This window comes from Novosphingobium sp. RL4, from assembly GCF_035658495.1.
Classification (GTDB): Bacteria; Pseudomonadota; Alphaproteobacteria; order Sphingomonadales; family Sphingomonadaceae; genus Novosphingobium.
On the sequence record NZ_CP141945.1, the window covers coordinates 118,310 to 138,518 of the forward strand.

General features: G+C 65.7%; 15 protein-coding genes. 8 read left to right on the forward strand and 7 right to left on the reverse strand.

Translation table 11 applies throughout. The features are described from left to right. Nucleotides 1-4: 4 nt before the first annotated feature. From U9J33_RS17970 to treY, 4 genes are all read left to right on the forward strand, one after another. On the forward strand, nucleotides 5-1,399 hold the full coding sequence (locus U9J33_RS17970) for an efflux transporter outer membrane subunit (protein WP_324699609.1): 1,395 nt from the start codon (nucleotides 5-7) through the stop codon (nucleotides 1,397-1,399). Nucleotides 1,400-1,686: 287 nt separating this feature from the next. Further along, nucleotides 1,687-3,786, forward strand: a complete 2,100-nt coding sequence (gene glgX / locus U9J33_RS17975; protein WP_324699610.1) for a glycogen debranching protein GlgX — start codon at nucleotides 1,687-1,689, stop codon at nucleotides 3,784-3,786. Nucleotides 3,787-3,803: 17 nt separating this feature from the next. Continuing rightward, nucleotides 3,804-5,528: a malto-oligosyltrehalose trehalohydrolase gene (treZ, locus tag U9J33_RS17980; RefSeq protein ID WP_324699611.1), complete on the forward strand. Its 1,725-nt coding sequence runs from the start codon at nucleotides 3,804-3,806 to the stop codon at nucleotides 5,526-5,528. A gap of 5 nt (nucleotides 5,529-5,533) precedes the next feature. Then, nucleotides 5,534-7,729 carry a malto-oligosyltrehalose synthase gene (gene treY, locus U9J33_RS17985; protein ID WP_420719910.1) on the forward strand — a complete coding sequence of 732 codons (2,196 nt, stop codon included), beginning with the start codon at nucleotides 5,534-5,536 and terminating at the stop codon, nucleotides 7,727-7,729. A 25-nt stretch (nucleotides 7,730-7,754) separates the two neighbouring features. Here treY and U9J33_RS17990 read toward each other — a convergent pair whose 3' ends face one another. The 3 genes from U9J33_RS17990 to U9J33_RS18000 all read right to left on the reverse strand — a co-directional run bounded on the left by U9J33_RS17990 (nucleotide 7,755) and on the right by U9J33_RS18000 (nucleotide 10,355). Beyond that, nucleotides 7,755-8,957: a mechanosensitive ion channel family protein gene (locus U9J33_RS17990; protein WP_324699613.1), complete on the reverse strand. Its 1,203-nt coding sequence runs from the start codon at nucleotides 8,955-8,957 to the stop codon at nucleotides 7,755-7,757. Nucleotides 8,958-9,172: 215 nt separating this feature from the next. Next, nucleotides 9,173-9,631 (reverse strand): peptide-methionine (R)-S-oxide reductase MsrB, encoded by a 459-nt coding sequence (msrB, locus tag U9J33_RS17995; RefSeq protein ID WP_324699614.1) that lies wholly within the window; start codon nucleotides 9,629-9,631, stop codon nucleotides 9,173-9,175. A gap of 142 nt (nucleotides 9,632-9,773) precedes the next feature. Next, a complete protein-coding gene (locus U9J33_RS18000) occupies nucleotides 9,774-10,355 on the reverse strand; it encodes an outer membrane protein (protein WP_185999673.1) in 582 nt (193 codons plus the stop codon). Between the two features lie 263 nt (nucleotides 10,356-10,618). On the opposite strand from U9J33_RS18000, the gene poxB reads away from it, so the two are divergent. After that, a complete protein-coding gene (gene poxB / locus U9J33_RS18005; RefSeq protein WP_324699615.1) occupies nucleotides 10,619-12,355 on the forward strand; it encodes a ubiquinone-dependent pyruvate dehydrogenase in 1,737 nt (578 codons plus the stop codon). Nucleotides 12,356-12,407: 52 nt separating this feature from the next. Beyond that, entirely contained in the window at nucleotides 12,408-12,857 is a 450-nt protein-coding gene (gene trxC / locus U9J33_RS18010) for a thioredoxin TrxC (protein ID WP_324699616.1), read from the forward strand. A 19-nt stretch (nucleotides 12,858-12,876) separates the two neighbouring features. Here trxC and U9J33_RS18015 read toward each other — a convergent pair whose 3' ends face one another. Beyond that, nucleotides 12,877-15,189, reverse strand: a complete 2,313-nt coding sequence (locus tag U9J33_RS18015) for an arylsulfatase (RefSeq protein WP_324699617.1) — start codon at nucleotides 15,187-15,189, stop codon at nucleotides 12,877-12,879. A gap of 134 nt (nucleotides 15,190-15,323) precedes the next feature. Here U9J33_RS18015 and U9J33_RS18020 point away from each other — a divergent pair, with 134 nt between their 5' ends. Beyond that, a complete protein-coding gene (locus U9J33_RS18020; RefSeq protein WP_132468841.1) occupies nucleotides 15,324-16,220 on the forward strand; it encodes a LysR family transcriptional regulator in 897 nt (298 codons plus the stop codon). On the opposite strand, the gene U9J33_RS18025 is transcribed toward U9J33_RS18020, so the two are convergent. Continuing rightward, entirely contained in the window at nucleotides 16,217-17,749 is a 1,533-nt protein-coding gene (locus U9J33_RS18025) for a DHA2 family efflux MFS transporter permease subunit (RefSeq protein ID WP_324699618.1), read from the reverse strand. The genes U9J33_RS18020 and U9J33_RS18025 overlap by 4 nt on opposite strands. Nucleotides 17,750-18,164: 415 nt before the next feature. Between U9J33_RS18025 and U9J33_RS18030 the strand changes: the two genes are divergently transcribed. Further along, complete coding sequence (locus tag U9J33_RS18030) at nucleotides 18,165-18,974, forward strand: ABC transporter substrate-binding protein (RefSeq protein WP_324699619.1); 810 nt, start codon at nucleotides 18,165-18,167, stop codon at nucleotides 18,972-18,974. Here the strand turns inward: U9J33_RS18030 and bluB are convergent. Then, complete coding sequence (bluB, locus tag U9J33_RS18035; RefSeq protein WP_132468839.1) at nucleotides 18,961-19,599, reverse strand: 5,6-dimethylbenzimidazole synthase; 639 nt, start codon at nucleotides 19,597-19,599, stop codon at nucleotides 18,961-18,963. The two genes, U9J33_RS18030 and bluB, sit on opposite strands and share 14 nt — an antisense overlap. Before the next feature lie 2 nt (nucleotides 19,600-19,601). Further along, nucleotides 19,602-20,207, reverse strand: a complete 606-nt coding sequence (gene cobO / locus U9J33_RS18040; protein WP_054441918.1) for a cob(I)yrinic acid a,c-diamide adenosyltransferase — start codon at nucleotides 20,205-20,207, stop codon at nucleotides 19,602-19,604. Nucleotides 20,208-20,209 lie beyond the last annotated feature (2 nt).

A 20,209-nucleotide genomic window follows, 5' to 3' on the forward strand; every position in this document is an offset into this window, starting at 1 on the left:
CCCCGTGCCCCAGCAGACCAAGCCCTTCCGCCCTGTCCTGCTGGCCACGCTGGCGCTCGCGCTGGGCACCGGCGGCTGCGCGGGTGTGACGCGTTCTCGCTATGCCGCCCCGGAACTGCCGATCGCGGATGCATGGGACCAGCCCTCGCAAGGCGCGGCCCGAACGGCGGGCGCCCCGTGGTGGAACGAATTCGGCGATCCGGCGCTGAGCGCGCTTGTCGATCAGGTGCTGGCCGCAAATGCCGATCTGGCGGCGGCAGGCTTGCGGCTGAAGCAGGCCCGCCTTTCCGCCGAACAGGCGCGGCAGGGCCTGTTCCCGAGCGGCACTGCCAGCCTCTCGTCCAGCGGCTCGAAAGCGCTGGACGGCGGGGCGGGTTGGACGAAATCGAGCGCCGCCTCGCTCGGCGTGTCGTGGGAACTGGACCTTTTCGGCCGCCTTGGCGCCACTGCCGATGCCGCGAAGTGGGAAGAACAGGCTAGCGCGCAGGATCTGGCCGAAACGCGGCTCTCGCTGATCGGCACGGCGGCGCAGGCCTGGTGGCAGCTCGGCTATGCCAACGAACAGATCGCCATAGGCGAGGAAAGCCTGGGCTATGTCCGCCGTGCGCTGGACCTCGTGCAGCGCCAGTACGATGCGGGCGCGGTGTCACGCCTCGAACTGCGCGATGCCCAGCAATCGGTCGCGGCGCAGGAAGCCTCGCAGACCCAGCTCGTGCAGGCGCGTGTCTCGGCATTGAAGACGATCGCCGCGCTGGTGAACCGCCAATCCTACGAAGGGACCGAGCTTCAGGCACTTCCCCGGCAACCGCTGCCGCAAATCGCCGCAGAGGCGCCGGCCTCGCTGCTGTCTCGCCGTCCTGACCTCGCCGCCGCCGAACTGCGCCTGCGCAAGACGCTGGCCGCCAGCGATGCCACCGTCGCCGGCTATTACCCCAGCTTCAGCCTGACGGGCGGACTAGGCACGGCCAGCTCGGCGCTGCTGGGGTTCTTCAGCGATCCCGCAGCCAGCCTTGGCGCGGTGCTGTCACTTGCCGAACTCAACCCGGAGAAAATCCGCCTCGGCACCGGCATCGCCCGGGCCGATTACGAAATCGCGGTGCAGGATTTCCGCCAGACCTTCTACGATGCCTTGCGCGATACGCAGGTCTCCCTCTCGGCGCGGGAGCAATATCTGAAGCAGGCAGGCTTCTTGGAGGCGAACTACGCTGCCGCGCGTGACGCCGAAAGGCTTTATGAACGGCAGTACCGGGCCGGGGCAATCCCTTTGCGCGACTGGCTGGACGCGCAGGAACGCCTGCGCAGCGCCCGTACCGGCCTGATCCAGAACCGCTATAATCAACTGGTGACACAAGTGCAGGTCTATCAGGCACTTGGCGGAGATACTTCACCAGAAAGCTGAGATCTATCCGGCCTTTTTGATCCTGCCGTTCCGGGAAGCCGGAACCCGGCCGCCGTTCGCGATTTTACGCTGCCGATCACGACGTTTCCGATCCGGGGGCCTAATGCACGGTGTGATTTCCGGCCGACGATCCTGCAAGATTGCCCCGGCGCCCACCGGCGCGGAACCGTGCCCGGCGCAAACGCGCTCCTTCCGGCCGGACTCCGCCTGCAGATACACTCCCACATATCGGCCTACGTGCCTGTTATCCTGACCGGCATCCATCCTCCTACCCGCAAGGGGAACCGATGACATTTGCATTCGCCAAGCCCGACCGCCAGTACCATGAACTCGGCGCGGAATTCACGGGGGACGGAACGCACTTCGCGGTCTTCTCCGAAAATGCCGAGGCGATCGAGCTCTGCCTCTATTCGGACGATGGCGACGAGGAACTGGCGAGGCTGGAAATGCCGAGCCGGGAGGGGGCGATCTTCTCCGGCTACGTTCCGGGGGTGCGGCCCGGCCAACTCTACGGTTACCGCGCGCACGGCCCCTATGCGCCGGAACAGGGCCACCGCTTCAACCCCAACAAGCTTCTTCTCGATCCCTACGCCCGCGAGATCGCCGGCAGCCTGGAATGGGACGACGCGCTCTGGGGCTACGACCTCGCCTCGGGCGACGACATGACTTTCGACATCCGCGATTCCGCGCCGTTCATGGTCAAGGGCGTGGTTCAGGACCCTGAATTCGACTGGGAGGGTGACAATTCCATCCGCCACCCATGGAATGAAACCGTGGTCTACGAAGCCCACGTCCGCGGACTGACCATGTCCCATCCCGACGTGCCCGAGGAATTGCGGGGCACTTATGCCGGCATGGTCAGCGAGCCCATCCTCGATCATTTGCGCCAGCTGGGCGTATCGGCGATCGAACTGCTGCCCTGCCAGTATTTCCTCGACGACCGGATGCTGCTGGACAAGGGGCTCTCCAACTACTGGGGCTACCAGACGCTGGGCTACTTCGCGCCGGAGCCCCGCTATCTCGGACCCAAGCGGGGCAAGGCGCCGGCGATCCGCCAGTTCAAGGACATGGTGAAGCGTTTTCACCGGGCCGGGATCGAAGTGATCATGGACGTGGTCTACAACCACACGGCCGAGGGTTCCGAGCGCGGTCCGACATTGTGTTTTCGCGGGCTGGACAATGCCAGCTACTACCAGCTCTCCCCGGAAAACCCGCGCTACAGCTTCGACCAGACCGGTACCGGCAACACGCTCAGCGTGGCCCATCCGATGGTCATCCGCATGGTGCTGGATTCGCTGCGCTACTGGGTACAGGCGATGCACGTCGACGGGTTCCGCTTCGACCTCGCCTCCACCCTCGGCCGCGAGGCCATGGGTTTCGACAGGGAAGGCGGCTTCTTCGACGCGATCAGGCAGGACCCGATCCTCTCCGGCGTGAAACTGATCGCGGAGCCATGGGACGTGGGCAGCGGCGGCTATCAGGTGGGCGGTTTCCCTTATCCGTTCCGCGAATGGAACGACAAGTTCCGCGATACGGCACGCGGCTTCTGGCGAGGCGATCCGGCGCTCGTGGGCGATCTGGCCAACCACCTGATCGGTTCGCCCGAACAGTTCAACCATTCCGATCGGGGGGCGACGTCCTCGGTCAACTTCCTCGCCGCCCATGACGGCTTCACTCTGCTTGACACGGTTTCCTTCAACGATCGCCATAACGAGGCGAACGGCGAGGGCGGGGCCGATGGCCATGACAACAACCTGTCCGACGACATGGGCGCCGAAGGCGCGACCGGGGATGAAGCCATCAACGCCGCCCGCGCGCGCCGCCGCCGCGCCATGCTGGCAACCCTGCTGCTCAGCCAGGGCGTGCCGATGATCCTGGCCGGGGACGAGATCGGCAACAGCCAGCAGGGCAACAACAACGTCTACTGCCAGGACAACGAGACGGCCTGGATCGACTGGCCGTGCCGGGATGACGCCCTGCTGGAGTTCTGTGCGCGGATGATCGGGTTCCGCCGGGACCATCCCGTGCTCTCTCAGGACAACTTCCTCAACGGCGAGCCTGCCGAGGACGGCCGCGTGGAGATCGCGTGGCACCAGCCCGACGGGCGGCAGATGGACGCGGAGCTATGGGGGCAGGCCGAACTGCGCATCCTGGGCTTCGTCCTGAGCTATTCGGCGCAGGAGGCCTTCGTAGAAGGCGAGCGGCCGCTGTTCATCGTCCTGAACGCGGGCGATGCCGTGGACTTCGTCCTCCCGGCACATAACGGGGTTTCGAAATGGCACCGCGTGCTGGACACCTCGCGCGATCTCGCTTTCGAGCCTGAGCCGGTCGAAGGAGAGGCGGCGACCATTCCGCCGGCCAGCGTCTGCGTCTTCGCACCGGAATGACGGGGCCGGAATTGGCGATGCCGCAGGATCTCGACTGGACGTGGGGAGCGCGGCCCCTTGGCGGCGGCAACTGGCGGTTCAGGCTCTGGGCGCCGGACGCGGGAATGGTGGCGGTGGAACTCGCCGATGGCCTTATGCCGCTGGAGCGCGGGGAGGGCGGTTGGTGGAGCATCGACACCCGGGCCGCCTGCGGGGATACATACCGGTTTCGGCTGGACGACGCGGCCTTTCCCGATCCGGCCGCCCGCGCGCAAGAAGGCGATGTTCACGGGGCCTCGGTTCTGGTCGATCCGGCGACATATGCTTGGCAGGCGGAGTGGCGGGGCATCCCGTGGTCGCAGGCGGTCATCTACGAGCTGCACCTCGGCACGTTCACCGAAGAAGGCACTTTCGCCGCCGCCGCCGGGAAGCTGCGCCATTTGCGCGATCTCGGGGTGACGATAGTGGAAGTGATGCCGGTGGCCCAGTTCGACGGCGAGCGGGGCTGGGGCTACGACGGCGTCCTGCCCTATGCGCCCCACAACGCCTATGGATCGCCCGGCGATTTCAGGCGCTTCGTGGACAAGGCGCACGGTCTTGGCATGGGTGTCCTGCTGGACGTGGTCTACAACCACCTGGGGCCCTCCGGTAACTACCTTGCCGCGTGGGCGCCTTCGTTCTTTCATGCCGACCGCCGCTCGCCCTGGGGACGGGGCATCGCCTATGAGCAGCGCGCGGTCCGCGACTACTTCATCGAGAACGCGCTCTACTGGCTGGACGAATACCGGCTGGACGGCCTGCGCCTCGATGCGGTCCATGCGATCGAGGATCGCTCCGAGGTTCATTTCCTGGACGAACTGGCCGAACGGGTACGCGCGGTGGAATGGGGCCGCCCGGTTCATCTGGTCACCGAGGACGAGCGTAATCCCGCGTCCGGCTTCGGGCCGGGAGCACCTTTCGACGCGACGTGGAACGACGACTGGCACCACGCGCTGCATTGCCTGCTCACCGGCGAGGACGAGGCCTATTATGCCTCTTTCGCCGTCGACCCGCTGGCCGATATCGAAACCGCGCTGCGCGACGGTTATGTAGAGCAGGGCCAGCCTCGCAAGGGGGCCTCTCATCCGCGCGGGGAACCTTCCGCCGGGATGGCGCGAACCGCCTTCATCAATTTCCTCGGCAATCACGATCAGGTGGGCAACCGGGCAAGGGGCGAGCGGCTGCACCATCTCGTCCGAGACCGGAACGCGCTTCGCGTGGTTACGGCGATGACGCTGCTTTCGCCTTCCGTGCCGATGATCTTCATGGGCGACGAATTTCTCACGAGTGCGCCGTTCCAGTTCTTTGCCGACTTCACCGGCGATCTCGCCGCAGCGGTACGGACGGGGCGGGCCGAGGAGTTTGCCGGTTTCACGGCGTTCGGCGGGGAGGTTCCGGACCCGATCTCGCCGGACACCTTCCTCGCCTCGAAGATCGGCCATGCCGTTGGCGCAGATCAGGTCTCGCATGAGGCTTTCGTGCGCGACCTCCTGGCGCTGCGCCGGAACCGGATCGTGCCGCTGCTCGCCGCGGACGCACATCCTCAAGTGAAAGTGATGCGGGACGGCGGCGCGATCGACGTAGCCTGGACTTTCACCGAGCGCCGGCTGCTGATGCGCGCCTCCCTCGGCAGCGGGACGTTTGTGCCGCACGATGATCCGCTCATCGAAGTGGGAGGCGGGGCAAGCCGCTTCGCATTCTCCGCAGCGCTTGGGAACGGATGACTTACATGGTTATCGTATCCAATTATTCATATGATATAACAGCTACATACAGAGTGCAGCTGCGAAACGGTGTGAGCCTTGATGACGCGCGCGCGCTGCTTCCTGCACTGGGTGCGCTTGGCGTCAGCCATCTCTATCTCTCGCCGCTTTTCAGGGCAGCGACTGGCTCTACCCATGGTTACGACGTGATCGATCCCAACGAGGTGGACCCAGTGCTGGGCGGGGAGGAAGCCTTCATCCGCCTGAGCGACGCAGCAAGGATTGCCGGGATCGGGGTGGTTCTGGATATCGTGCCGAACCATATGGCCTGCGTACCGGAAAACCCGCTGCTGTATGACCTCATGAAGGGCGGCCGCGATAGCGCCTCCAGTGAGATTTTCGATATCGACTGGGCCAAGGGGCCGCTGCATTTCGCGGTGCTTGACGGCACGCCGGACGAAGTCCTTGCCGCAGGGCAGATCGCGATGGGGCGATTGGGCGATGATGCCGTGCTGGAGGTCTACGGTCAGAGCTATCCGCTCGCCGATACGCCCGTGTCGCGGGAGCTTGCGGAGCGCGGTGAACTGGATGCGTCAGCGCTTGCCGACCTGCTGGCGGAGCAATGCTGGTCCATCGGGGACTGGCGGCAGTCCGCTCAATCCATAAATCACAGAAGATTTTTTAATATCAGTAGTTTGATCGGTATTCGTCAGGAAAATATAGGAGTATTCCGGCTTACCCATCGCTGGATTTCGCGGCAAGTCGAAGCCGGCCGAATTCAGGGGCTTCGGGTCGATCACATCGATGGTCTGGCGCGGCCCGGCGGCTACCTTGCGCACCTGCGCGAGCTTGTGGGACCGGATGTGCCCGTGTGGGTGGAGAAGATCGCCAAGGAAGGCGAGGATATCCCGGACTGGCCGGTACAGGGCATGAGCGGTTACGAGTTCATGACCCCGGTCACGCAGTTCCTCACGCAGCCGGATGGGCTTGCGGCGATGCGGGCAGCGGCCCGCCATGCCGTGCCTGAAGATATGGCGGATGAAGTGCGGAACGTCAGGCGGGAGCTGCTGCACGGCACTTTCGTGCCCGAGCACGCGCGCGTCGTCGATGCGGCCATGGCGGCGCTAGGCTGTACCGAGGCGCTGCGGGGTGCGGTCGAGCAGGCGGTGGAAGCACTTGCGCTGGTCTGGCCGGTCTACCGTTCCTACACGGCCGACGGTCTGCCGCTCTCGCCGGAATTCGCGGGGCTGCGCTCTGCCGGTGGGATGGCGGGGGCATTGCTGGACTTGCTGCAAGCGGCTGCCGGAGATCCGCAGGCCCGGCAGTTCGCAGCCCGGTTCGAGCAGTTGACCGGAGCGCTCACCGCCAAGTCCGAGGAGGATACCGTCTTCTTCCGTGCGGTATCCTACCTGCCGTTCTGCGAGGTGGGCGCCGAACCCGAACTTCAGACCATTTCGAGGAGTGCGTTCGAAGCCTTGATGAACCGGCGCGCGGCGCGGACGCCTTACGGGCTCAACGCGCTTTCGACGCACGATACCAAGCGCTCGGCCGATGCGCGCGCGACGATCGTCGCGCTCTCATATTTTCCCGCGCTCGCCAGCCGCTTTTACGCTCATGCGGGTGAGTGTGCTTCTGCGTGCGGGCTGGCGCCGCGCTGGGGCATCTATGCACTTCAGACGGCACTCGCCATGCGGGAGGAACCCGATGCGCAGGCCCGCCTGATGCAGCACATGACGAAGGCAGCGCGCGAGGCCAAGGACTTGTCCAGCTATGAGAACCCGGATGAAGGTGCCGAGCGGAAGCTCGGCGCGCTCGCTGCCGGGCTGCTGGAGGAACTCGCCGGGGATGGCATCTGGAGCGGGAAGGAGGAAGCGTCGTTCCATGAGGTGCTCGATGCGGTGATCCTGGCTCAGGTCGCGCTCCAGATCACCGCGCCGGGCATCCCGGACGTCTATCAGGGCACGGAGTGGGTCTCGGCAAACCTCACCGATCCGGACAACCGCCGCGCCGTGGATCGCCGGGCCGAACACGCCGCCGGCTCGCTCCCGGAACGGAAGTTCTCGCTCACCGCCCGTTTGCTGGCTTTACGGAAATCCGCGCCCGAACTTTTCGCGAGAGGGAGCTATGAACTTCGCGCCGCAAAGCGGGAATGGATCGTCAGGCGGACATGGCAGGGGCAATCCGCCGAAGTGCCGGTTCCGCGCCCGTTGCCGCCGGAATGAGGGAGGGCGCGGAACCGGTGATTCATCAGGCCTCCTGTGCGGGAACGTTCCGTGTCGGAGCAGGATGGTTTTCTACCGAGTGATCGGGGTAGGGCATGATGAGCTTACCGTCGGGTGAGGCGGTGTAGGTCGTCTGGGTCGGATAGGGGATGGAGATGCCCTCGGCGGCGAAGCGCCGCATGATCGACACCAGCAGCCGGTCGCGCAGCGGATGCGCGACCGACCAGTCCGCACCGGGCACGTCCACCAGCAGGGTGAAGTCCAGCGAACTCGCTCCGAACGCCTCGAACCCGGCGCGAGCAGCCTTGCCGCCTTCGGCTTCGACCAGTTCGGACAGGATGCCCGGTATGCGGGCGAGCGTGTCGGGCGGGGTTTCGTAAGCGACACCGATGGTGAACTGCAGGCGGATATGATCGCGCCGCGTGACGTTGAGAATTTCCTTATCAAGCAAACTCTTGTTGGAAATTACTCGCAATTCACCTGAATAGGCGCGGATGCGCGTGGACTTCAGGCCGATGGCTTCGATAGTCCCGGTGCTGGTGCCGAAGCTGATTGCATCCCCCTTGCTGAAGGGGCGGTCGAAGATGATGGCCAGCGCCGCGAACAGATCCGCGAAGATTCCCTGCGCAGCAAGGCCGATGGCTATGCCGCCAACGCCGAGACCCGCGACCAGACCCGTCACGTTGACCCCGAGGTTATCGAGCAGCACCACCGCCGCGACGGCGAAGACCACCACGCTGACGAGGAGGCGGATCAGGCCCATCGCATTGATGATCGCCTCGCCCTGGAAATGTTCGGCGGAGGTGCGGTGTTCGATTGCGCCGAGGATCAGTTCGCGCGCCCAGATCGCGCCTTGCAGGACCGCTGCGATCGTGAACAGGAACGTTACCAGACCGTCGAGCGCGGGCGGCGTCTGTGCATAGCCGTCCACCACGCGGATCGCGACCATGACGATGAAGTAGTTCGTGGTCTTGGTCACGGCGCGGCCGATCACGGTCAGCCAGGCACCCCTGCCGCGTTCCGCCCGGCAGAGGCGATTGCCCAATCCGCGAAGGGCATAGAGGCCGGAGGTTATGGCAATGGCGATCAGTCCGGCGACGATGATCTGGAGCCAGTAGGTCTGGAACCACGAGACCGTGGCGCTCGACAGGTTATGGACCTGCGTGGCCACGTCCGGCATCGCGTGGGCGCCGGGGCTGGGGCTCGGGGGGGAAGTGGGGGTGCTCATCCTGCGCTCAATCCATGTTCGTTTCGGCGACCGTGGCTGCCGCCGATATCGCGGCATGCCGACATGCGAACGGCCTTACCGTGCAAGACGGTCAGGGCTCAACGTCTTGCAATGGCTCGGTGGACGAGTTGTTCCTTGCGTTTTTCGGGATTTCGGTTGCGCCGCAGCGGCGAGCGGCCCGGCCACAGGGCTCGGGCCGCGCCTGCATCAAGGCGTCAGCCGCGGTGGCCGATTTCCTCGACCTGATCGAGATAATCGCCGTAACCCTCTGTTTCCATGTCTTCACGCGGCACGAACCGCAGGGCGGCCGAATTGATGCAATACCGCAATCCGCCCCGATCGCGCGGCCCGTCCTCGAACACGTGGCCGAGGTGGCTGTCGCCGTGTGCGGAGCGCACTTCGGTGCGGATCATGCCATGGCTGGTGTCGCGCAACTCGCTGACGTTGGCCGGTTCGATGGGCTTGGTGAAGCTCGGCCAGCCGCAGCCGGACTCGTACTTGTCCGAGGAGGCGAACAGCGGCTCGCCCGAAACGATGTCCACGTAGATTCCGGCGCGCTTGTTGCCAAGGTATTCGCCTGAGCCGGGGCGCTCGGTCCCGCTGTGCTGGGTTACGTGGAACTGCTCGGGGGTCAGGCGTGCGATCGCCTCGTCGGTTTTCTTGTAGGTCGGCATGGATCGTTCTCCTTGGCGCCCTAGATGGGGAGAACGCGGGCCGGGGTGAAGTCCTTTTTCATTCGCGGCTTCGATCGGCAACCGGAATTGCCGCGATGTCGCCCGGGGGCCGCCGGTCCGGCAGCCCCGCCAGGCGGTGCGGTCAGAAGTGGTAGGCTACGCCGACAAGCGCCTGATGGCGGTCGAAGTCATGGTCGTTGTTGCCGAGATCGGAATAACGATACTCGATGCGGGCCGTTACGTTCTGCAGGATCGCGCGCTCCACGCCGCCGCCCACACTCCATCCATCGAACGTATCATGACCGGTCGCCGTGCCATCCGAAATGCGGGCGCGCATGTTCTCGTAGCCGCCACGCACATAGAGCAGCGTTTCCGGGGTCACGAGGTAGCCGGCGCGGGCCGACAGGTCGAAGGAATGGTTCGGGTCGATCACGGCTGCGCCGCTGCGCAGGGCATCGTCGGCGCCGATGTCGAAGCTGCCTTCCGCGCCGATCACGACATGGGGCGTGAGCCTGTAGTTATAGCCTGCAAAGGCGCCGCCGATGAAGCTGTCGCGGGAATCGCGCACGTTGACTTCGCCGATGTCGGTATCCGCGCCGCGCGCGCGGTCGTGGTTCAGGCCGGCCTGAACGCCGACATAGGGGCCGTCGAACGTTTCGGCGAAGGCGGGGGAAGCCGCCATCACGGAAGCTGCGGCCATGATCCCTGCGATAATCCTGTTCATTGTCTTGTTCCCTGATTCATGTCCGGATCGGACAGGAGCGATATGGCCCTCGAACAACAGGCGGATAATCGGGGATGATCGAGACAGACTGATTCCCGCATGGAGACAATGCGACCGGCTCATACTTTGGTCAGGGTTGCCCTGCGCCGGGAAAGCGCGCGTTCTGAAACCGGGGTTGCAGGGATCGCACGGCACTTCCGCGGCCTCTGACCGTTCAGAAGGTTTCCCAACAGCCGCGCGCGGCGAACGACGAGGAGTTGCAGATGGCCAGGAACGTAGCGGACCAGTTCATCGCCACGCTGGAGGCAGCGGGCGTGAAGCGGATCTACGGTCTCGTCGGAGACAGTCTGAACGGACTGACCGATGCCATCAGGGCTCGCGGCACCATCGAATGGATCCATGTCCGCCATGAGGAAGTCGCCGCCTTCGCCGCCGGGGCCGAGGCGCATCTCACCGGAAGCATCGCGGTTTGCGCGGGAAGCTGCGGCCCGGGCAACCTCCACCTCATCAACGGACTGTTCGACTGTCATCGCTCGCGCGTGCCGGTGCTGGCCATCGCCGCCCATATTCCCTCGCCGGAAATCGGCTCCGGCTATTTCCAGGAAACCCGGCCGCAGGACCTCTTCCGCGAGTGCAGTCATTACTGCGAACTCGTGTCCGATCCGTCGCAAATGCCGCGCAGCCTTGAAATCGCCATTCGCACCGCGATCGGGGAAAAGGGCGTCTCCGTTGTCGTCATTCCCGGAGACGTGGCCTTGCAACCGGCGACCGCCGCTGCCGAGCCCCCGCCCGCCTCGCTCCTGCCCCGACCGCCCGTGGTGGTCCCGGACGAGCCGGACCTCGCGGCGCTGGCGGCGATGTTCGACGACGAGAGCCGTGTCACGATCCTGTGCGGCTCGGGCTGCGCCGGCGCTCACGCGGAAGTGGTGGCCCTGGCCGAGCGGCTCCAGGCGCCCATCGTCCATGCGCTGCGGGGGAAGGAACATGTCGAATACGACAACCCCTACGACGTGGGCATGACCGGCCTGATCGGATTTTCCTCGGGCTACTATGCGATGATGGATACCGACGTGCTGCTGATGCTGGGCACGGACTTTCCCTATCGCCAGTTCTATCCGGCGGGCAGCGGCGTGCGGACCGTGCAGGTCGATATCCGGCCCGGCCAGCTCGGCCGCCGCACTTCGCTGGACCTCGGGGTGGTGGGCGATGTCGGCGCTACGGTGCGGGCCTTGCTGCCCCGCCTGCGGGCAAGGACGGATGGCAGGCATCTGGAAAAGGCGCTCAAGCATTATCGCCGCGCCCGCGAGGACCTCGATTCGCAGGCGGTAGGCCGTCCCGGCAAGACGCCGATCCATCCGCAGCAGGTCGCCAGGGCGATCAGCGATCTTGCGGCGGACGATGCGGTGTTCACCTTCGATGTCGGGCTGCCTACCGTATGGGCCGCCCGCTACTTGCGGATGAACGGCAGGCGGAGACTGATCGGTTCGCTGTGGCATGGCTCCATGGCCAATGCGATGCCGATGGCCATCGGCGCCCAGAGCGCCTTTCCCGGCCGGCAGGTGATCTCGCTATCGGGCGATGGCGGGCTGGCCATGCTGATGGGAGACCTGCTAACCCTGCGGCAGAACCGGCTCCCGGCGAAGATCGTGGTCTTCAACAACGGCACGCTCGGTTTCGTGGAGGTGGAGCAGAAATCGACCGGTTTCCTGCCGTTCGGAACCGATCTCGACAATCCCGACTTTGCCGCCATGGCCGAGGCGATCGGCATCAAGGGCATTCGTCTCGAAGACCCTGCCGATGTCGAGCAGGGGATCCGCCGTGCGTTCGAGCATGACGGCCCGGTCCTGATCGACGCGGTCGTCGCGCGGACGGAACTGCCCATTCCGCCCAAGATCAATGCCGAGATGGCCAAGGGCTTCACCCTCTACATGGTCAAGGCCGTGATGAGCGGCCGGGGTGACGAGATCGTCGATCTGGCGCGGACCAATCTCTGGCATTGATCCGCTGGCGGGATAAAGGGAAGAGCAAAGCTTACGGAAAAAGGGAAAGACCATGCCCACCGACAGGGGCGATGCCCTGCTGATCGCCTGCCCGCACTGTGCGGCGCGCAACCGGGTGCCGTCCGATCGGCTTGCCGCGGGCGGAAAATGCGGGCGCTGCGGCCAGCCGCTTTTCGCCGGCGTGCCGATCACGCTGACTTCGGCCAATTTCGATGCTCATGCCGCGCGCTCGGGCATCCCGCTGCTCGTCGATTTCTGGGCGAGCTGGTGCGGGCCATGCCGGCAGATGGCGCCTGCCTTTGCGGCCTCGGCCCGGCTGCTGGAGCCGCAGGTCCGCCTCGGCAAGCTCGATACCGAGGCGGAAAGCGCGATTGCCGGGCGCTATGGCATACGCTCGATCCCCACGCTCATCCTGTTTTCGCAGGGCCGGGAGATCGGGCGCCAGTCCGGCGCCATGCCGGAGCGGGCTATCGTGGACTGGACGCGGGCGCTGCTTGGCTGAAGGTCTGCCCCCGCCCGCCTCAGTCGAACGTGATGGAGATGCGCGGAATGTCTCCCTCGATCGCGCCATGAGGCACGGGATAATCCGTGACGGTGACGCCGAGGTCGCGCCCGATGTCCAGCGTCTCGCCGCCGCCCGCCGGGGTCAGGATACTGGTGGGCAGTGAGCCGCGCGCCAGTTCCTCACCGCCGGTGCTCAGTGCGATTTCGGCCGGGCCGCCCGGTTTTGCCACGGCGAAGCGAAGACGCAGGGTCGTGGCCCCCTGCGGCAGCGCATGGGCGGCGCGGACCCTGACGATCTCGTCCGGGTCGGTGGAGCGGGCCCAGACGAATGTCGGCACTCCGCGATCGAGGTAGAGGCTCCAGCCGCCGAAGCGGCTTCCCAGCGCCACGACGGCACCGGAGGCCGAGGCGGTGTCCAGCCTCAAGTCCGCATCCAGCGTGAAGGAACGACCGATCAGCACGGGTTCCGTGGTGGAGGGGATCGACACGTCCTTGCCCCAGAACGTGAACTGCTTGCGCCCGCTGGGGCGCATGGCCGCCACGGCGCGGGCCATGGCGAAGCGGTGATCGAGCGGGAAGACGTTGTTGCGCCGTGCTTCCTGCTGCCACAGCTCCAACATCCGTTTCAGCCTTTCCGGCTCCTTCGCGGCAAGATCGGTGGACTGCGAGAAATCCTTCGAGAGATTGTAGAGCGACCATTGCATGCGGGGCCGGGGCCCTTCGGGCGGCAGGTTCTCCCAGGCCATCCGGCCATCGTCGCCCGAGAGGAACCAGCCGTCGTGATAGAGGCCGACCTTTCCGCCGATCTCGAAATATTGGGTGCGCGGCATGGCCGGATCGCAGGAAGCGAGGCCGGGCAGGAGGCTGCGGCCGTCGAGCGGCTTCTGCGCCGAGCCGAGCACGTTCGCCGGCATCGGCACGTGCGCGGCATCCAGCAGGGTCGGCGCCATGTCCACCAGATGGCTGAACTGCCCGCAGATGCTGCCGGGACGGGCGACGTGGCCCTTCCACGACAGGATCATCCCGTTGCGGATGCCGCCCAGCATGGAGGCATATTGCTTGGTCCAGCGCAGCGGCGTGTTCATTGCCCAGGTCCAGCCCGCCGGATAGCTTTCGTAAGTATCCGGCCCGCCGAGCCGGTCGAGATTGGCCGTCATCCAGGCTTCGGCCTCATCATGGCGGCCCATGCTGCGCATCTCGTTGATCGTGCCGCGCGGGCCGGCCTCGGCGCTGGCGCCGTTGTCCCCCTCGATGATCGCGACGATGGTGTTGTCCAGCTGGCCCATCCGCTGGAGTTCGTCCAGCACCCGGCCCACCTGCTCGTCCTGGAACACGAGCTGCGCTGCGGCCACTTCCATGGTTCGCGCCGCAAAGGCCTTCTGCGCCGGGGTGAGCGTGTCCCACGCGGGAATTTCCGGCGGGCGGGGCGTCAGCCGGGTTCCTTCGGGAACGATGCCCATCGCGACCTGGCGGCGGAAGGTCTCTTCGCGCACTTTGTCCCAGCCCTGGTCGAACTTGCCCTTGAAGCGCGCGATGTAGGCGGGCGGCGCCTGATGCGGCGCATGCGTGGAGCCGGGGGCGAGATAGGCGAGGAACGGCTTGTCCGGCGCTCCGGCCTTCTGGTTGTGAATCCAGCGGATCATGTCGTCCGCCAGCCGCTTGTCCAGCAGTTCGCGCGGGCCATCCTGCGGATCGGCGCGCTGGACGCCGCGATAGAGCATCGGCGAATACTGGTCGCTGTCGCCGCTGACGAAGCCGTAGAAATATTCGAAGCCAAGGCCCGTGGGCCATGCATCGAACGGGCCTGCCTCGCTGCGTTCGTTCGACGGGGTGTTGTGGTGCTTGCCGAACATGGCCGTGCTGTAGCCGTTGAGCCGCAGGATCTGCGCGACGGTGGCGGTTTCGGGCAGGATCTTTCCGCCATAACCGGGGTAGGGGGAGGGAACGTCGCTCAGCCAGCCCACGCCTGCGGCATGGTGGTTGCGCCCGGTCAGCAGCGCCGCGCGCGAGGGGGAGCAGATGCCGGTGGTGTGAAAGCGGTTGTAGCGCTGGCCCTGCGCGGCGACCCGCTCGAAATTGGGTGTCGGCACCGGGCCGCCGAATGCGCTCGACATGGCGAAGCCCACGTCGTCGCTCATCATCACGAACATGTTCGGCGCGCCGACAGGAGCGCTGACGGGTCTTGCCGTGCCCGGCCGCGCGTCAAGGACGTTTTCGGCGAATGTGCCGTCGAACGGCGCGGTCGGCACGGGCAGCACCGCTCGCCCGGTTTCCTCCTGCGCATTCGCCGTCCCGCCCGAAAGCACGGTGGCCGCCAGCAGCCACCCCATCCATCGATTTCCCATTGCCCGCCCTCTTGCCCGCTATTGTTTCAAGCGGCGTGTTTGGGCTTGGCGCGCCATCACGTCCAATGCATATCAATGCGATATTCCATGCCTTATGGTAATGGAAAGGGAGCGCTGCCTTGGAACATGTCCGTCTTCGCCATATCCTCGCGGTCGCGCGTACGGGCAGCTTTTCGCGCGCGGCCGAGGAAGAGCGGATCACCCAGCCCGCCCTCAGCCGCAGCATCGCCGCGTTCGAACAGCGCCACGCGGTGATCCTCTTCGATCGCGGGCGCGGCGGCGCGCGGCCGACCCCGGCAGGCGAACTGGTGATCGAGCAGGCGCGGACCCTGCTCGCCGCCGCAGACGATCTGGAACGCAGCCTGCGGCTCTATGGCACGGGCGATGTCGGCCGCGTCGCCTTCGGGCTCGGCCCGATGCTGGCAAGCCTGCTGCTTCCCGATCTCGGGCAGGCGCTGCTCCGGGCGCGGCCGGGGCTGAGGATCGTGACCGTCACCCGCCCCCCGGAGCAATTGCTGCCCGAACTGCTGGACGACCGGATCGAGATGATCGTCGGCAACAACTGGAAGATGAGCCACGTTCCCGGCACGGAAAAGCGCGATCTGGGCAGGGTGCGGCTGGAGGTGATGGTCCGCGCGGGCCATCCGCTGGCGGGCCGGACTGCGGTGTCCACGCCGGATCTCGACGGCTATCCCACCGCAAGCGCCGTTGAGCTGTCCTCCGGCGGTTTCGGCGGGCGCGGGGGATCGTTCGTCTGCGACAACTTCCACGTCCTGCGCGACTTGGTGCTCAGGACCGATTGTGTCTGGCTGTCCTCGCCCGCCTTCGTGGCGGGGGAGCTTGAGCAAGGCAGCCTTGTCCGGCTGGCGGTAAGCGATCTGGCGCCGATCGACAGCGAGATCTGCATGCTCCTGCGGCGAGGGCGCTCCCGCTCACCCGCCGCGCTGGTGGTGGCGGCAGAGATAGAGGCCATGCTCGGCCGGATCGGCGGGGATACCGCGCTTTCCGCCGCCTAGGCGGGTTCGCGCTTCGTTTCGCCGTCCGGCTCGGACTGGACATGTCCGCTGATCTCGCCGCCCGCCTCGGGCGCGAAGCGCAGGTTCCAGAGCGTTGCCGTCAGCGAAATGGAGGTCACCACCCAGAATGCCGCCGAAAAGTCGCCAAGGGAGGGCGTCTCGTTCCCGCTGGCGAGCATGGCAAGGTGCAGCGCGATCGCCGCCACGCAGATGCCCAGCGAAAGCATGAGCTGCTGGAAGGTCGAATAGAACGCGGTCGCGCTGCTCATGTGGCGCTTGTCCACGCCGTCATAGGCGATGGTGTTGTAGGCGGTGAACTGGAACGACATGAAGAAGCCGGACAGCGCCAGCACGCAGAACATCGTCCACACCGGCCAGCTTGGGCGGAACAGGCCGCAGATCGCATAGCCTGCGGTGGCGATCACGCCGTTCCAGATCAGCGCGCGGCGAAAGCCGAAGCGGCGCAGCAGGCGGGGCGCGAAGCTCTTCATGGCCAGCGAACCTATCGCGGTTGCCACCGTGATCGTGCCGCTGCGCGCGGCGGAAAAGCCGAAGCCGACCTGCATCATCAGGGGCAGCAGGAAGGGCTGGGCGCCCTGCGTGATGCGGGTGATCGAACCTGCGATCACGGAAAGCCGGAACGTATCGTCCTTGAGCAGGGCGAGATCGAGGATCGAGCCTTCGTGCCGGCGGGCGTGGAGGATATAGAAGAACCCGGCCACGACGCCGACGGCGATCAGTCCCGCCGCGATGGCGCCTTCGCCGGGACGGCTCACCATTTCGAAGCCGAACAGCAGGCAGCCGAGCGAAATACCGCTGAGGATGAAACCAAGGGTATCGAACCGACCGGGTTCGTCCTCGCGGATATTGGCGATGTAGCGGCTGGTCAGCCAGAACCCGAGCATGCCCATCGGCAGGTTGATGTAGAAGATCCAGCGCCAGTCGAGATAGGTCACGATGAACCCGCCGAGCGGCGGCCCCACGATCGGCCCGATTAGCGCGGGCACCAGCAGCCAGGACATGGCATTGACCATGTCCTGCTTGGCGACCGAGCGCAGCAGCACGAGCCGCCCCACCGGAATCATCATCGCGCCGCCGATCCCCTGCACGAAGCGGGAGGCGACCATCATTTCCAGCGATCGGGACTGGCCGCAAGCAAGGCTGCCCAGCACGAACAGCACGATCGCGGCACGAAACACCGTTCGCGATCCGAAGCGGTCGGCCAGCGAGCCGGAAGCCGGAATGAATACGGCAAGCGCTAGCAGGTAAGAGGTCAGCGCCACGCTCATCTCTTGCGGGCGGACGCTGAAATCGCGGGCCATGGTGGGAAGGGCGGTGGCGAGCACCGTGGCGTCCACGAATTCCATGAACAGTGCCGACGCGATGATGAGCGCGACGAGCCGGTAGTTCGCTCCGGATTCGGCTGGGCCGAGATCGCGGGTCTTGGCGATGGAGCCGGCGGCCGGGACGATGCCGTCACGCACTTCCGCGTTGACGGAGGCGATACCGCGCCGCCTGGGCCTCAGCATGGGGCCTCGGGGAGATTGGCAAGCTGGATCATGGGCATGTTTCCGGTTGGCGTACTGACAAGGACGTCCCCCCAAATCCAAGGCCGTCCATCTTCTGTGCGGGCGTACCGGTGCCGACCATATAGGTGCAATGCAGCATTTTGAAACCCACCGCCTGACGATAGGCTATTCGTTTGCGCTAACTCTGCCGTCGTACCGGGCGCCCTGCTGAACGGCGGGAAATGCGGCAGGGGAATAGGGCGTTGCCATGGCGCCGGTGATCCCATAATCGCCTTTCGTCAGGGGATTTCGGGTGGGAGAGCATCACCGAAAGAATCTCGATAGCGTCTCAGGATTGGCGAACAAGTCTATGAAATTGCGTGGTGCGATGAAGGAGTTTGCCCGGCATCGGAATCTCGGCGTCGTTGCCGGGGTCATGTTCGCGCTCCTTCCGTGCGCGGCGACCGGGAATGCCCCTCCTGCCGCGGCAAACAAGGGCGCGGTTCCGCATCGCATCGTATCGCTCAATCTTTGCGCCGACCAGTTGCTGGTGGCTCTGGCCGACCGTGACCAGATCGCCGGACTTACGCGCTATGCTTCCGATCCCGAAATGTCCGCCGTGGCGTCTCAAGCGAAGGGGCTGCCCGTTTTCGGAGGGTCGGCGGAGGAGGTCATGGCGGCGGATCCCGATCTCGTGGTGGGCATGCCGGCAAGACGCAATCCGGCCATCGCGGTGCTGCGGAACCGCCATTATCGCTCGCTCGATCTCAAGTCGGCGCATGACTATGACGAGATAGTCGCCTCCATACGCGACGTGGCGCGGGCGGTGGGACATCCGCAGCGCGGAGAGGCACTGATTGCGCGAATGAACGCCGATCTCGCCGGAATTCCCCGCGCGCGCGGCGGCAAGGTTGCGGCCTATTACCAGCGCCGGGGCTATCTCACCGGCACCGGCACGCTGATCGACGACCTGATGGTGCGGGTCGGCCTCGTCAATCTGGCAGGACAGCTAGGAAAACCGTCGCTTTCGCAGATGAGCCTGGAGGAAATGGCGATGGCGCGTCCGGACTACATCGTAATCGACAGCGCCACGCAGAAGGTCTCGGATCAGGGCACCGAGATGATCCATCATCCGATCCTGCGCGACATTCCGCGCGTCGCGATCCCGCAGGCCTGGACGGTTTGCGGCGGTCCCGCCTACGTCAAGGCGGCGCGCAGCCTTGCGCGGCAGGTCAACGCTCGCTGACGTTCGTTCGCCAGTCGAGCCGCGCCTGCCAGCCCCGCCGCTGGAGTTCGGGGACCATGTCCGGTTCCTCGGGGTGGCCCAGGCACAGCAATGCGATGAAACGCCAGCGCGGCGGCACGCCCAGGAGCGCGGTGACGAAATCGGGCTCGACGATGGATATCCAGCCCAGCCCCAGCCCTTTCGCCCGTGCCGCCAGCCAAAGCGTATGGACGGCAAGCACCACCGAATAGGCCCGCGTCTCCGGCATTGTCGCCGCGCCGAGGCCGCCGCCCTCAGCGGCGCCTTCGTCGCAGAATACCGCAATGATCTCCGGCGCCTCGCGCAGGCCGTGGAGCTTGAGCGAGGCATAGGCGGCACGCCGGGCCGGGTCTGCCAGGCCCGATCCGGCGGCGGCCTTTTCGGTATCGGCATGCTCCGCCAGTGTTTCGCGCAAGTCCGCCGAGCGGACGCGCACGAACCGCCAGGGCTGCGAGTTGCCCACCGACGGCGCAAGCTGCGCCGCCGCCAGCAGTTCGGCCACCACGCTTTCACCCAGCGGATCGCTGCGGAAATGGCGGACATCACGCCGCCATGCCAGCAGCTCGCCCAGCTGCTCCCGGAATTCGGAGCCGAAGCGCGGCGGCATCTTCAGAATTCGATGCCGGCCTGTGCCTTCACGCCCGAACGGAACGGATGCTTCACCAGCGTCATCTCGGTCACGAGATCAGCGGCTTCCATCAGCGCTTCGGGGGCGTTGCGGCCGGTGACGAGCACATGCTTCATCTCGCCGCGCGCGGTCAGTACGTCCAGCACTTCGTCCAGCGGCAGATAGTCATAGCGCAGCACGATATTGAGTTCGTCCGCCAGCACCATGTCATAGCCCGGATCGGCGACCATCCGCTTCACTTCCTCCCACGCCTCGCGCGAGAGTTCGATGTCGCGGGCGCGGTCCTGCGTGTTCCAGGTGAAGCCTTCGCCCATCGGCTTGAATTCGACCTGATCCGGGAAGGCATCGAAGACGACCTTCTCGCCGGTGGTCATCGCGCCTTTCACGAACTGGACGACGCCCACTTTCTTGCCGTGGCCGATGGCGCGCACCACCATTCCGAGCGCGGCGGTCGTCTTGCCCTTGCCCTTGCCGGTGTGGACGATCAGCAGGCCCTTTTCGACCGTCTTTCCGGCCATGATCTTGTCATGCGCGGCCTGCTTCTTCTTCATCTTCTCGGCGTGCTGTTCGTCACTGCGTTGCACCATGG